This window comes from Staphylococcus sp. 231237_7MaSpsaltlick, from assembly GCF_043107035.1.
Window position 1 is genome coordinate 1 of record NZ_JBICNX010000002.1, and the last position, 15,890, is coordinate 15,890.

At 35.9% G+C, this 15,890-nt stretch carries 10 protein-coding genes, 1 tRNA gene and 1 other RNA gene; 1 reads left to right on the forward strand and 11 read right to left on the reverse strand.

Annotation, left to right across the window (positions count from 1 at the left end; all coding sequences use genetic code 11):
* Positions 1-518 precede the first annotated feature (518 nt).
* The 11 genes from recR to gltB all read right to left on the reverse strand — a co-directional run bounded on the left by recR (position 519) and on the right by gltB (position 14,840).
* Positions 519-1,115, reverse strand: a complete 597-nt coding sequence (recR, locus tag ACF91D_RS03205; protein ID WP_101094375.1) for a recombination mediator RecR — start codon at positions 1,113-1,115, stop codon at positions 519-521.
* 4 nt (positions 1,116-1,119) lie between these two features.
* A complete protein-coding gene (locus tag ACF91D_RS03210) occupies positions 1,120-1,437 on the reverse strand; it encodes a YbaB/EbfC family nucleoid-associated protein (RefSeq protein WP_002484224.1) in 318 nt (105 codons plus the stop codon).
* A gap of 88 nt (positions 1,438-1,525) precedes the next feature.
* The gene (dnaX, locus tag ACF91D_RS03215; protein ID WP_327620911.1) at positions 1,526-3,241 is read right to left on the reverse strand and encodes a DNA polymerase III subunit gamma/tau; all 1,716 of its coding nucleotides are present in this window, start codon (positions 3,239-3,241) and stop codon (positions 1,526-1,528) included.
* A 59-nt stretch (positions 3,242-3,300) separates the two neighbouring features.
* On the reverse strand, positions 3,301-3,831 hold the full coding sequence (locus tag ACF91D_RS03220) for a GNAT family N-acetyltransferase (protein WP_039068519.1): 531 nt from the start codon (positions 3,829-3,831) through the stop codon (positions 3,301-3,303).
* Positions 3,832-4,024: 193 nt separating this feature from the next.
* Positions 4,025-4,294: signal recognition particle sRNA large type (ffs, locus tag ACF91D_RS03225), an RNA gene on the reverse strand.
* Positions 4,295-4,400: 106 nt separating this feature from the next.
* Positions 4,401-5,126 (reverse strand): trehalose operon repressor, encoded by a 726-nt coding sequence (gene treR / locus ACF91D_RS03230; protein ID WP_119585757.1) that lies wholly within the window; start codon positions 5,124-5,126, stop codon positions 4,401-4,403.
* A gap of 28 nt (positions 5,127-5,154) precedes the next feature.
* On the reverse strand, positions 5,155-6,789 hold the full coding sequence (gene treC / locus ACF91D_RS03235) for an alpha,alpha-phosphotrehalase (RefSeq protein WP_327620912.1): 1,635 nt from the start codon (positions 6,787-6,789) through the stop codon (positions 5,155-5,157).
* Between the two features lie 87 nt (positions 6,790-6,876).
* Entirely contained in the window at positions 6,877-8,304 is a 1,428-nt protein-coding gene (treP, locus tag ACF91D_RS03240; protein WP_327620913.1) for a PTS system trehalose-specific EIIBC component, read from the reverse strand.
* Positions 8,305-8,704: 400 nt separating this feature from the next.
* Positions 8,705-8,797, reverse strand: a tRNA-Ser gene (locus ACF91D_RS03245).
* 56 nt (positions 8,798-8,853) lie between these two features.
* Positions 8,854-10,317: a glutamate synthase subunit beta gene (locus tag ACF91D_RS03250; protein ID WP_039068514.1), complete on the reverse strand. Its 1,464-nt coding sequence runs from the start codon at positions 10,315-10,317 to the stop codon at positions 8,854-8,856.
* Positions 10,318-10,337: 20 nt separating this feature from the next.
* A complete protein-coding gene (gltB, locus tag ACF91D_RS03255; protein WP_327620914.1) occupies positions 10,338-14,840 on the reverse strand; it encodes a glutamate synthase large subunit in 4,503 nt (1,500 codons plus the stop codon).
* A gap of 139 nt (positions 14,841-14,979) precedes the next feature.
* Here gltB and gltC point away from each other — a divergent pair, with 139 nt between their 5' ends.
* Positions 14,980-15,867: a glutamate biosynthesis transcriptional regulator GltC gene (gene gltC, locus ACF91D_RS03260; RefSeq protein ID WP_039068511.1), complete on the forward strand. Its 888-nt coding sequence runs from the start codon at positions 14,980-14,982 to the stop codon at positions 15,865-15,867.
* Positions 15,868-15,890 lie beyond the last annotated feature (23 nt).

Genomic DNA, 15,890 nt, shown 5'->3' on the forward strand with positions numbered 1-15,890 from the left:
ATGTTTGATTAGCTCATAAAATACTAATTTGTGTTATCTCTAACACTGTTTTGAACCAACAATTTAATGTTGTGTTCGGAATTAACGTTGACATATTGCAATTCAGTTTTCAATGTTCATTTCTTCAATCACAAGAAACAATTTTACTCTCTTTGACTTAGAAAGTCAAGAAGTTTTTTGAAATTATTTTTTGTATTTCATTTGTATGTTTGTCGTTTTGTTTCGTCCGACAAGTAAATACTATACACGCTTAAAAGTCTTTTAACAACGGTAAAATTTACACTTAAACACTTTTAAGGGTTATCTTATTAACCAAAAACCAAACTTTAATTTAGAAATAATGATTAATGTACCTTTTTTAACTGTTATTTCTATTAGTAAGGTATCAATATCTGTAAAAAAAGCTCTATATACATACTTTATTTTTATTTTACATTTTCTTAATTTTATTTATAAAAATAAGGCTATCCCAAAAAGGAATAGCCTTATACTCTATTTACTATGCGCTTCATGCATTGCTACATCTCTGTTCTACCCATTATAGCTTTAGATAATGTAACTTCATCTGCGTACTCTAAATCTCCACCTACAGAAAGACCTTGTGCTAAGCGCGTTACTGTAACACCTATTGGTTTTACTAATCTTGATATATACATAGCAGTGGACTCTCCCTCTAAATTGGGGTTCATCGCTAGTATCAACTCTTTAACCTCTTCGTCTTTTAAGCGCTCTATCAAACTAGGTATATTAATGTCTTCAGGTCCAATTCCGTCCATTGGCGATATAGAACCGTGCAACACATGATACAACCCTTTATATTCACGCATCTTTTCCATTGCAATAACATCTTTATCATCTTCTACTACACAGATGACAGTTCTCTCTCTTTGCTTATCTTGGCAAATATAGCATGGGTCTTGTTCTGTGATATGGCCACATACACTGCAATAAGTTAGTTCTCGTTTAACATCTACAAGTGCTTTGGCAAATTGAACAACATCGTCTTCTTTCATATCTAATACATGAAACGCCAGACGTTGAGCCGTTTTAGGTCCAATGCCTGGCAGTTTCATGAAACTGTCAATAAGTTTCGAGATTGGTTCAGGATAATGCATGCGATCACATTCCAGGAATGTTTAAGCCTTGCGTATGCTTACCTAAACGTTCTTGTGTAAGTTCGTCAGCTTTATTCATCGCTTCATTTGTAGCAGCAATCACTAAGTCTTGTAACATTTCAATGTCGTCTGGATCTACTGCTTCTTCTTTAATTTCTACGTCTAGCACTTCTTTATGGCCTGATACCGTTACAGTTACCATACCGCCACCAGCTGTACCTTGCACTTTTTCTTCTTTAAGCTTCTCTTGTTCTTCGCCCATTTTCTTTTGCATTTTTTGCATTTGTTTCATCATTTGTTGCATATTTCCGCCACCGCGCATAATTATATCCTCCTTAAAACTTTTACATCACTTTGTTGTGATTTATCTTTTGTCTCATTATACATGCCTTTTCGAACATTGTCATGTATCACTCTTCATCTATAACATTTACAGTACTTTCACCGAATAAGTCTTTTGCTTTTTGAACGACATCTACTTCCTCAGGGGTTTGAGTCGTAGTTTGTTCGTCATTTCCCGCTTCTGTTGTTGAACCAGTTTTTCTATTTTGAAGATATTCCGTTCTCACTCTCATCCATTGATCTGCTGGCACTCCAACTACTTTAACTGTTTTATCTATAATATTACAAACGACGTTTTCGATGTTCTCTCGTTTTTCATCATCTTTATTAACAATTTCACAATGAATCTCTTCTTCAAACTTGATAAGCACATGAGTCTCACTAGCTGCAACCGGTTCAGAATTTTGCAACAAGCTAACTAAAGATTTCATATCATTATTTTTTGCATGATCGACAACTTCTTGCCAATGATCTTTCAATTGTTTGATATCATCTTTATTCGCTTTATCTAAAACTTTGGCAATTTGTTGCATTGAAAAGGCATTTTTAGATTGTCCACTCTTGCTAGACGTACGCTTTGTTTGCTGCGGTGGTGTACTTGTTGCTATTCCATTTGCTCTAATTGATTTAAGTTCATTTTCAAGTTGTTCCATTCTTTGTAGCAATACATCATTATTAGGCTCTGTTGCAACACCTATTGTAGCAACTGTTTGAACATGCTCCGGAGTTTCTTTAATCATTTCAGCTAATTTCACTAATAACACTTCAAAATGTACGCTTTGATTCACACTGAATCGGATTGAAACAAGTGTATCGTTAATAATATCTATCATTTTATAGAGTATATCTAACTCAAAATGCATCAATGCATCATATTCAGTTTCTACATTAGAAGTTTTATTCATAATCGTATCTCTAACAAAATAAATCATATCATTAATCAAGCGATTAACTTCTTTACCTTGAGACACAAATTTATGATATGTTGCAAAGGCATTTCTTACATCACCATCTACAACTTCTCTAAACAATTCATTTAACGCATTTGCATCTACACTCCCCGTGACATTCAGAGCATCTTCTAAGGTTAAGCGTTCATCACCAAACGCAATAGCTTGGTCCATAATACTTAACGCATCACGCATACCGCCCTCTGAAGCTTTTGCTATAAAGTCTAATGCCGACTCATCATAAACAATTTGTTGTTCGTCTGCTACAAATTTCAATCTCTCTACGATTTCATTTTGACTAATCGCTTTAAAATCGAACCTCTGTGACCTCGAGATAATTGTAGGCGGAATTTTGTGGGGTTCTGTTGTCGCTAATATAAAAATTGCGTGTGCTGGGGGTTCTTCTAACGTTTTAAGCAATGCATTAAACGCACCAGTCGTGAGCATGTGCACCTCATCTATGATATAAACTTTAAATTTCGATTCACTAGGTGCATATTTAACTTTATCTCTAATATTTCGAATTTCATCTACACCGTTATTACTTGCGGCATCAATTTCAATAACGTCTGAGTTTGTACCACGAGTGATACCTTTACAGATTGCACATTCATTACAAGGCTCACCATCTGTACGCTCGAGACAATTAATAGCTTTGGCAAACACTTTGGCGATACTTGTTTTCCCAGTACCTCTAGGCCCACTAAATATATAAGCATGTGATTGTTTACTTTTTGAAATCGCATTGCGTAGTGTTTTAGTAACATGTTCCTGTCCTACAACATCGTCGAAACTTTGTGGTCGGAACATTCTATATAAAGCTTGATAATTCACTTTCGCACCTCCAATTACATTCATCATTCATTATAGCATTGTATTTTCCACTTTGAATATTAGTTAAAAGCTTCAGAATAAATTACATCACCTTTTGGTTGTTCAAGTAATTGATCCCATAAAAATTTAACCATAAAGTATTTCGAAGGCACATCAAATGGACTATAAATCTCAAAATCTTGCGCTTCTTCGTAACCAAATTTACCATAATACGATGGGTCACCCAATACAATAATTGTACTATAGTCTTGTGCTTTAGCACGTTCTTCAGCAGCTTGAATCAACGCTTTACCTATACCTTTGCCTCTATAATCTAATAATACAGATAATGGGGCCAATGCTAAAGCAGTATAACGGTCATCTCCATTTACAATTGTAATTTCAGATAACATGATATGACCTACGACTTCACCATCATCATTCTTAGCTACCACTTCTAATTCGTAATTATATTCAGGCGCCTTTCTCAACTTCTCCACTAATTCTTGCTCATCGTGATTTGATTCTGCCACATCTAAAAAAGCCGCTTCAATAGCATCTAAACTTGTCTCATAATCATTTTCAGTTAAAGTACTTAAGTAAATTTGCATGGCTATCCCCTCAAAACGTTTAGTTTTATTTTTAAACATTATAACATCAATAAGCGCATTTCATTTGGTCGGATACTAAAACAACTTTACAGCATTTCTTATATTTTAATATAAAAAAAGAGCGACCGCTATCAAAAGATAAGTCGCTCTTTATATATGTATATTTGGATTTACTTAATTTTTAAAATTAAAACCGTGAACCTTCGCTTTGAATACGTATCACAAACGTAACCAAAGTCGACAGCTAAATCTCGGCAACCCTACGGCACATACGATGATCCACTTAATGCTGCTTCCGTCAGGACCTGACATGGTTCATGGGTTCATATTGCATAGGACCGAGATCTTCAAACACTACGTGCTTTGGGCAGACTTCACAAAAACGTATCCTTAGCAAAGGAATTCAGTCTCGCGTAAAGCGGATTTCGAGTACAGGGAACCGCTACCTCCCCACCTATCACGGCAAAATATATCATACTATATTCTTCTATCTGAATGCAAGCATTAGCTTTCATTTAATAAATAGATTATTAGAAGCATTCACAAAACGGTCATCTTGTTAATTTACATTATATTTTATGACGTCTTGAGAAATCTTTAAATTTAAACTCTGTCGCTAAATGTCTAGAAATATTATATTGAAATTGTGTAGTATCTTTTAGATGCACAATTCCTCGTACAGTAGCTGTATACGCCGGGGATACATTACCAAACATCTCGTACTCCAAGTCACCGAATGCTTCAAATGTTATAGCTTTATTAGAATAACTAATATCTAATCCTAATACATTTTCTACATATTCATACAAAGACGTTTTTGCAATCTCGAACGTCAAACCTGGAACAATAGCCTCTATTAAATAATCTTCATCGATTATTTTCACTCTATCATTAATTTTTCTAGTACGAATAACGTGCCACAGGACTTTGCTTTGAGAAATATTTAACGCTTCTTTTACTCTTGGCACATCGCCTGCTGGTATTTTTTCTAAAACTTTCACTTCTGTTTCATGCTGTAACCCTAAGCCCTGTTGCACTTCTCGAAAACTCGTTAAATCTGCAAGTGGAAATTCTGTTAGACCTTGATAGATTACAACCGATCCTTTACCGCGTATTTTTTGTATCATTCCATCTCTCACTAATAAATTCAGCGCTTTACGGACAGTTTCACGTGACGCATCATAAGCTTCTACTAATTCATATTCTGACGGCAATTGTGTACCATAAGATATGCGAGATTCGATGATGTCTGTTCGTAAAGTTTCATATATTGTAATAAACTTTTTTTGTGTCATATGAGCTCACTCACTACCCTTTTATAAATTATTGTGCTACAACAATTGTACCGAAGCCATCTATCAGCCCATCAGAGATGTTGCCATGTTGTATCATCACTTGTCCTTCAATATCTAGGTCCTTAGGTATAGAAACACGTTCTTTCGAAAAGTTCGCCACTACTAACCAAGTCTCATCTTTATAATGACGTTTATATATAAATAATTCGTCATATTCCATATATAATGGTTCTATACTCCCATAAGTTATAATATCGTATTCATGGCGTAAGCGAATTAAATCCCTATAAGTATGCAAAACAGAGTAATTATCTTCAATAGCAGCTTTAACGTTGATTTGGTCAAAATTATCTGGGATGTCTATCCAAGGTGTTCCTGTAGTAAAACCGGCATTTTTCTCGTTCGTCCACTGTACAGGTGTTCGTGAGTTATCTCTAGATTTTTGACCTAATATTGTTAGTATCTCATCTTCATCATAACCAACACGCTTCATATTATTAAAAGCGTTTAACGATTCTATATCTCTATATTGATCAATACTACCAAAACCAGGATTCGTCATACCTATTTCTTCCCCTTGATATATATACGGTGTTCCTTGCATCATATGTAATACAGTTGCCAGCATCTTAGCGCTTTGTTTGCGCAACGTTTCATTACTATCATTTCCAAAACGTGAAACAACTCTTGGTTGATCATGATTGCACCAAAAAATCGCATTCCAACCGCCGCCTTCATATATTCCCAGTTGCCATTCCATTAATATATCTTTTAATTTATGAAAGTCTAATCTTGCATTCGACCATTTTTCACCATTAACGTAATCCACTTTAAGATGATGGAAATTGAAAACACTACTCAATTCTTGACGCTCAGGAGACGTATATTTTATACAATGTTCAATTGTTGTCGAAGACATCTCACCCACAGTCATTAAGTCTTTACCACCAAATGTATGCTCATTCATTTCATGTAAATATTCATGTACACGTGGACCGTCTGTATAGAATTCTTTACCAATTTTTTCTGAATTTTTAAATTCACCTTTTGAAATTAAATTAATAACATCGAAACGGAAGCCATCTACACCAAAATCTATCCAGTAATTGATGATATCGTATAACGCGTGCCTCACATTTGGATTATCCCAGTTCAAATCCGCTTGTGTTACATCAAACAAATGTAAATAATATGCATCTGTTTTTTCATCGTATTTCCATGCATTTCCTCCAAATTTCGATTCCCAATTTGTCGGTGGTTGTGCATCGGATGATCTTTTAAAGAAATAGTAATCTCTAAATTCACTGTCGCTATCTGCGTATGCTTGTTTAAACCATTCGTGCTCTGTAGATGTATGATTTATTACGATATCCATCATTACCTTTAAATTACGTTTATGAGCTTCTGTAACAAGTGTTTCTAAGTCCTCTATCGTGCCGAATTTTTCATTTATTTTATAATAATTACTAATGTCATAACCATTATCGTTCATTGGAGATTCATACACAGGCGTTAACCAAATGTAGTCTATACCTAAATACTGTAAGTAATCTAACTTTTCAATAATTCCTTTCAAATCACCTTCACCGTTACCTGTCGTGTCATTAAATGATTTCGGATATATTTGATAAACTACTGACTTTCTCCAATCACTTTGACTCATAGAATTACCACCTTTACTTATATTATTTAAAAGAAGAAAAACCCGCCAAGTCGTTTTAGCGAGTTTAGTTGTATTGCTTTAGAGTGCTTATTCTTCTACCATTTCTTTTGCTTTATCTTTACTAAATTTTGACAAGAACACCGTTAGAATTGCCGGAATCACCATTGCCAAGAAGGTACATACAAGGTAGATACCCCAATACTCACTTTTAATTGAGATAAAAGCAGGAACGCCACCGACGCCAACACTACCAAGCACGCGTGTTGCACCAATGATTGCTCCTAACACACAAGATGTTGATATCGCTGCGACAAACGGATATTTCAATGGTAAATTGACACCAAATAATGCAGGTTCTGTCACTCCTAAGAAACCTGAAACACCAGAAGTCATTGCCAAACCTTGTTCTTTGCCCATTTTACGTCTTCTATAAACAAACCAAGCGCCGAACGCTGCTGACCCCTGACAAATATTAGATATCGCCAAAATCGGCCATAAGTATGTTCCACCGAGCTCACTACCCATAAGTTGGAAATCAACAGCTAAGAACATATGATGCAATCCAGTAATAACAAGCGGTGCATACAGTAAACCATAAATAGCGCCACCTAACCAACCAGCATGTCCAAAGACGAACGTTACGCCATTTGTAATACCAGTACCTAGCCATAACGCTACAGGACCAATAACAATAAACGCTAAGAAACCTGTTATTAGTAATGCAATTGGACCAACGACTAACATTTTAATTGAATCATGAATATATTTATTTAAGAATTTTTCAATTTGCGCTAAAACATATGCTGCAAGCAAAATCGGCAACACTTGCCCTTGATAATTCAGTTGCTTAATTTCTAAACCAAAAATGTCCCATGTCGGAATGTTACCTTTTGCAATATCATACTGCGAAACAAGCTGTGGGTTCATTAAAATCAAACCTAGTACCAAACCCAATATTTGACTTCCTCCGAATACACGCATACTACTCCAACCAATTAACGCTGGTAAAAATATGAAAGCTGTACTAGCGATTACATTAATAATATTTGATATATCACCTAATTGCGGAAATTGTTCAACAAGCGGTTTCGGACCAAATAAGTCTTCCATTGTAAGTAAGTTATTAATCCCCATAAGCAAACCAGCAGTTACGATTGCTGGCAAGATTGGTATAAAGATATCTCCCAATAGCTTAATCAATCTTTGTAGAGGGTTCCCTTTCTTGGCTGCCGCCGCCTTTGCATCATCTTTGGACGATTCGCTAATCCCTGTTTCTGCTATCAATTGCTTATAGACTTCATCTACCGTTCCCGGTCCAATAACGATTTGATATTGGTTGTCCGCCTTGAACTGACCTTTCACTAAATCGTTATTACTCAGTCGGTCTTTGTCTACTTTATCATCGTCTTTTAAGACAAGTCGTAAACGTGTGACACAATGTGTTGCTGTGTCCAAATTATCTTTGCCCCCAACAGCTTCGACTATATCTTGCACATCTTTCTTTTTAACGGCCATGACACTCCACTCCCTTATCCTTTTAACATTAAAGAAATTATAACTTGTCTATACAAGTTTTGCAAAGGCTTTCATTTAAATTACACAGACTTTTCATCTCATCAATATACACCCATACAAAACTGTACCATTAACAAAAGTTTAAAGAAGCAATAAAACACTATTTGCGCACTCATCAACTAAACTGATTAACTTTTCATTTAAAGCTTAATACTTTTTGTTGGAACAGTATTTCATTTTAAATTTCACATTCGATAGTTTAATGATATGTATAATTTTCCGGACAGCTTATAACGCACAATGCATTCTAACTTAATAAGCACATCAAAAAAGACAAGTACTCAATACGATATTGAATACTTGCCTCATCTATTCATTAGTCTTGGTTTTAAAAATATAATGGCGGAGGAAGAGGGATTCGAACCCCCGCGGGCCGTTAAGCCCCTGTCGGTTTTCAAGACCGATCCCTTCAGCCGGACTTGGGTATTCCTCCAAACACAATATTCATCATATTATAGCCATTTGTAAAAGTCAATCAAAATTACAAAGTTACACTAATGTTTTTTCATTTAAATAAGAATCCACAGAATCTGCAACCGCTCTGCCTTCTTGGATTGCCCAAACAACTAAGCTTTGCCCTCTTCTAGCATCACCTGCAGCGAATATATGAGGTTGATTCGTTCTAAAATCTTTATTATCAGCTACAATTTTATTGCGTTCTGTTTGAATATTAAAAGCATGTGGCACGGTAGTTTCAGTACCTACAAAACCAATTGATAGAAGCACTAAATCCGCTGGCCAATGACGCTCAGTACCATCTACAACTACCATACCCTCATCGGTTTCTTCGAGTATTTGTGTATAGACGCCTTTGACATTACCAATTCTATCCACGTCATAGCGCATCGTTTGCACACCGTAAGCACGTGGCTCAAAACCAAAGCGTGATTGATATTCTTTATGCGCATAATCCATTTTAAACACAGGCATTGCTAACGGCCAATACGTATTCTCATCAAATTCAATTTCTTCAGGCTGTTTTGTATATTTATTAAATTGTACGATTGATTTACAATTTTCACGCAATGCAGTAGCGACACAGTCAGCACCTGTATCTCCGGCCCCGATTACGATCACATTTTTACCTTCAGCAGAAATAGATGGTTCATCGATTTCACCGTTTAAATATTGGCCTTGTTCTGTTAAATAATCCATCGCAAAGTGAATACCTAATCCCATTCTACCCTCTAAAGGTAAATCTCTCGCATTTTGGGAACCAGTACACAAGATAATAGCATCAAATTGCTCGCTAAGCGTCTCTTTGCTAATATCCACACCAATTTCTGTGTCTGTTTCAAAACGTATGCCAGATTCTTCCATCACTTTTATACGACGACGTACTACATCTTTATCTAATTTCATATTAGGTATACCATACATCAACAAACCTCCCGCTTCGTGTGCACGTTCATAGACTGTTACGTTGTACCCTAATTTATTTAATTCATCTGCAGCAGTTAAACCAGCTGGACCACTGCCTACTATAGCTACAGATTCGTCCTTACGATGCTCTGGTACTGTCGGTTTGACCCAACCATTTTCAAAAGCTTCATCTATAATCGTTCTTTCAATCCCTTTAATAGCAACTGATTCACGATTGATCTTCATTACACAAGATTGTTCACAAGGTGCTGGGCAAACACGCCCTGTAAATTCAGGGAAATTGTTCGTTTCATTCAACCGTTCATAGGCAGTTTTGAAATCTTGTCTATAGACAAGGTCGTTCCATTCTGGAATATAATTACCGATAGGACAACCAATGGTTTCTCTACCAAACGGTTCTCCAGTCTGGCAAAATGGTGTACCGCAATCCATACAACGAGCACCTTGTTGTGCCGCTTCATCTTTCGTAAATCTTTGTTGAAACGCGTCGTGATTCTTCAAACGATCAACCAAAGACAATTCGTGTAATTGTTGTTTGTCATAATTCATAAACCCTTTGAATTCACCCATAATAAATCCCCCTTCTACAATTAATATACGGCAGTCAATCGTTGCTCTGGTTCTATATAAGTGCGCTTATCATTAAAAGCGTTTAATAAAGCTTGATCAAGTTCTGTTGAATTTTTCTTTTGTAAGTCGATCTTTTGCATCATTAGCTTGTAATCCTTAGGAATAACTTTAACAACTTTATCTGCAACGTACTCAAAGTTAGCCAAAATGTTTTTCGCCTTCGTACTATTTGTATACTTCACATGTTCTTCTAACATAGTTTTCAAAACATCATATTCTTCTTCTACAGTAATGAAGTCGAAATCCAAACTATCTAATTTATTTTCTGATTTAAATTGTTCTATATTAGATGGGAAAATGTAACTCACACCCCCACTCATACCTTGGCCAAAGTTTTTACCTACATCACCTAACACCACAACTCTACCACCAGTCATATATTCAAGACCATGATCACCAATACCTTCAACAACTACTTGCACACCACTATTTCTAATACAGAAACGTTCACCAGCTTTACCACTTATAAAAGCTTTACCATGTGAAGCACCATAAAAACAAACATTACCCACGATAATTTCGTTTTCACGTTGCTGGTTCGGCGCTTTAACGATTACTTTACCACCAGATAAGCCTTTACCTACGTAATCATTAGCATCTCCCGTGTGGTGAATTGTTAAACCACTTGGTGTATAAGCCCCTAAGCTTTGTCCTGCGTGACCAATAGTCTCAGCGTAAATTGAATCTTCTGGTAACCCGCCCTTCCCATGCACTCTTGTAATCGCACTACCAGTAATAACACCGACATCGCGTTGTTCATTTTTTAATTGATATCGCCCACTAAATGATTGGCCGTTTTCAATGGCAGCTTTAGCATCTGGGTAAAATGCTGTTAAATCAAAACCTTCATCGAGATGATGATTTTGTTCTATTTTTTTAAATCTTTCACCTTCATGTTGATATAATAACGCTTCAATATTCATCGATGCAGCTTTAGGACGGCTGCTAGCTAGATTATCTTTACGTGTTAATAAATCAGTTCTACCTACAAGTTCATCTACAGTTCTCAACCCAAGTTCAGCTAGTATTTCACGCAATTCTTCAGCAACGAAGTGCATGAAGTTGACTACATGATCAGCTTTACCATTAAATAGCGCTCTCAAATCTTGATTCTGGGTAGCGATACCTACTGGACAAGTATCCTTATGACACACACGCATCATAATACATCCAAGTACTACTAATGGCGCTGTCGCGAAGCCAAATTCCTCAGCGCCTAACGCACATGCATAAGCAACATCTTTACCTGTAAGTAACTTTCCATCGGTTTCTACTTTCACTCTTGATCTCAAACCATTCATCATTAAAGTTTGATGCGTTTCTGCTAGACCAATTTCCCATGGCACACCTGCATGTTGAATACTCGTTTTAGGTGAAGCACCTGTACCACCGTCATAACCACTAATAACAATCTTATCAGCGTATGCTTTAGCAACCCCAGCTGCAATTGTACCTACACCAGTTTTGGAAACAAGTTTCACCGTAATGTTTGCATCTTTATTTGCATTTTTTAAATCGTGTATTAATTGTGCTAAATCTTCTATTGAATAAATATCGTGATGCGGCGGCGGTGATATTAAACCTATACCTGGTGTTGAACCCCTTACTTCAGCTATCCATGGATATACTTTAGTACCTGGTAATTGTCCGCCTTCCCCTGGTTTAGCGCCTTGCGCAACTTTAATCTGAATTTCTTTAGCGTGTTGTAAGTAATCGCTCGTCACACCAAAACGACCGGATGCAACTTGTTTGATTGCACTAGAACGGTTTCGTCCTTCTTCATCGACAATATAACGTTCTGGATTTTCTCCACCTTCACCGCTATTACTTTTACCGCCCATTTGATTCATCGCTTCAGCTAATGTTTGATGCGCTTCTTCAGAAATAGAACCATAACTCATCGCACCTGTATTGAAACGTTGAACAATAGAACTTGCAGGCTCAACCTCACTAATATCAATAGCTTCTTGCTTTTTAAATTCCATCAAATGGCGAACATGATCGGTACGTTTGTGATTAACTTCATGTGAAAATGTTTTAAATTTTTCATAATCATTTAATCTACATGCATGTTGCAACAAATGAATAGATGTCGGATTAAAGGTGTGATGTTGACCTTGTTTACGCCATTGGAATGTACTTCCTGATTCTATATATTTATTTATAGGTGTTTGTCTTGCTTTATTTTCTTCATCTATCATATTTATAGATATACCTGAAAGCTTAGTTTGCGTACCCGTAAAATATTTTTCAACAACTTCAGAAGATAATCCTACTGCTTCAAAAATTTGTGCCCCTTGATAACTTTGAACAGTAGAAATCCCCATTTTAGCCATAACTTTTATTACGCCTTCAGATAGTGTATCCGTATATGTTTGAACATTTTCAGAAATATCCCCTTCTAAACGTTGGTTTCGTACCAACTGTTCAATTGTACGTTGTGCTAAATAAGGTACTATTGCGTTTGCACCATATCCTAACAAACAAGCAACATGATGCACTTCTCTTGTTTCTCCCGATAAAGCTACTATACTCGTACGCATGCGTAACCCTTCTCTAATTAACAACTGATGTATATGACTCACTGCTAACAGCATCGGCATAGCGTAACCATCATTTGTACTCACTAATTCACGATCATCTAATACGAGGATTTCCTTTCCTTTTTCAACAGCTTGAATCGCTTTATCTCCTAATTCATCTAAAGCTTCCTCTAAATTATTTTGATAAACCGTAGATAAATGCATAACACTAAATCTACTCTGCTCAATAACTTCTAATTGCGCTTCTGTTAACACTGGTCGTGCTAATTGAATACGATTCAACACGTCTTCATTCGGATTCAATAAATTTCCTTCGCTACCTAAATAAGATAGTTCACTTGTAACTATTTTTTCACGGTAAGCATCGATAGGCGGGTTCGTGACTTGCGCAAACAATTGTTTGAAATAATTAAATAGTGTTTCATGCTTTTCATTTAAAGCCGCAATTGGAACATCGTAACCCATTGCACCGATTGGATCTTTCTTATTTTCGACAATTTCCGTCAGATATTTATCCATTTCTTCTTTTGTATAAACGAACTGTTTTTGTAAACGTGTTAAACTTTCATCGCTCCATTCAGAATTTTTATACGATACTTTAGCTAAACCTAAATCTACCTTGAATTGATTCAACCAACTTTCATATGGATGTTCATCTGCAATACGGGCTTTCAATTCGTTATTTTCTATTACTTTGTTTTGTTTAAAATCGACTAGCAATAACTTCCCTGGGTTTAATTGACCTTTAAACGCTACATTATCTTCTGGTACATCTACCACACCGACCTCCGAGGAGAATACGATATAATTATCTTTCGTAATTGTATAGCGCCCTGGTCTCAAACCATTTCTATCCGTTAACGCCCCTATCTTATCTCCATTACAAAAGGAAATCATTGTAGGACCGTCCCACGGTTCCATCAAATAACTATAAAACTCATAGAATGAACGAACATTAGCATCATTAGCTTTATTGTATAACCAAGGTTCCGGTATCATCAGCATTGCAGCTCTCTCAGGTTCCATAGCTAATGATAAAAATTCTAATGCATTATCTACAATGGCAGAGTCACTACCATCTTCATCTACAATTTCTTTAACCTTATCTTTATCATCACCAAATATTGTTGCTATTAAATCATTTTGTCTTGCTCTCATCCAGTTCACATTACCTTTTATAGTGTTAATCTCACCATTATGCATGAGCAATCTATTAGGATGTGCACGTTTCCAACTTGGAAAAGTATTTGTACTAAAACGCGAATGTACAAGTCCTAACTTTGAAACATAAGTTTTATGATTTAAATCTTGATATAAAGCTTTAATTTGGTCTGAGCGTAGCCAACCTTTATACACAATTGTTCTATGCGATAAGCTTGTAAAATATAAATTCAAACGCTGTTGATTAGCGTAATTTTCAATTTGTTTACGCGCTAAAAATAATTTTCTTTCTATGTGTGAAACATCATTTAACGCAACGAACACTTGTTGTATATGTGGCATCGTTTCAACTACGTGTGATGCAATTGCATTCGTATCTACAGGAACATCTCTATAACCAATGACGCTTAAACCTTCTGCTTCAAAGTGGGCATTAAATTGTGTTTCATGTTGAGATCCAGCTATCTTCTCATTAGTAAAAAACATTCCAACTGCGTATTTACCTTCAGCCGGTAAATCAAAATCAACTTTTGTTGCAAAATATTCATATGGTACTTCCGTCATAATACCGGCACCATCGCCAGTAATACCATCTGAGCCGATTCCTCCGCGATGATCTAACCTACATAACATTTCTAATGACTTTTCTACAATCTCGTGATTTCTCTGATTATCCATATTGGCATAAAACCCTATACCACACGCATCATGTTCTTCGCGCCCATCATATAAGCCTACTTTTTCACCATATTCAAGCATGACCCTCACCTCTTTTACGAAAATTCTGAATATTGAATTAAGTAAGTAAACTATATAGCAGTTGATTAATCTGTTCAATATATAAATTAGATGATATCATTCTAATTATTAGAATGATTTGGAATAGGAGTTATTAACTATGGAAATCAAACAATTAAAATATTTTATAGAAGTAGCTAAAAGAGAGCATTTGTCAGAGGCTGCACTAGAATTAGACATTGCGCAATCTGCTATCAGTAGACAAATCACACAACTCGAAAAAGAATTACAAGTTACATTATTTAAAAGAGAAGGTCGTAATATCCACCTTACCGACGAAGGTAAACATTTATTTACAGAAGCGACTAAGATTATCGATCAACTTGATGAAACTATACGCTTATTCCATAACCAATCCGAGTCGAATCATTTTATCATTCGCATCGGGTATGTTGAGAGCTATATTTCCCAAGTGCTAACTTTATTAATACAGGCCTTTGAAAATAAAAGCGATTCAGTAGTAGAACCCATTCTAATGGAAGAAAGTGATATACTCAATGCTTTACTCACTGATCAAATCGATATTGCGTTTACAGAGTTAACACAAACGCTCAAACAGAATTCTTCATTAAAGATTAACCCTTTATTCGAAGAGAATTTTCATATTTACGTTCCAAAAGACGATCCAATTACTATGGCAACTAATCCACCGTTAATTCAATTTTCAAACAAAATGATATACGAGCTCTATGCCTTACCTTCCAATATCAGGCAAACATTGGAAAAAGTAGTCGAAACTCCAATACGTACAGTTACTCATACACAAATCGCACAATATTTACTTAATAAAGAACGTGGATATATCATCGCACCTTCATATCATCTGCTAGATAAAAACCCACAAAAATGGGTAGATGTTTCGCTAGAACACACAGAACTGAGACGTACAATTTGCAGTGTCGTCCGCCCAGATAATCGTAAAAACGATTTACAATTAATGCTTACAACTATTGAACAATTATTAAGCCGTAGTGCGACTTACCATTAGCCTAGCGTTAAAATTACAACCTA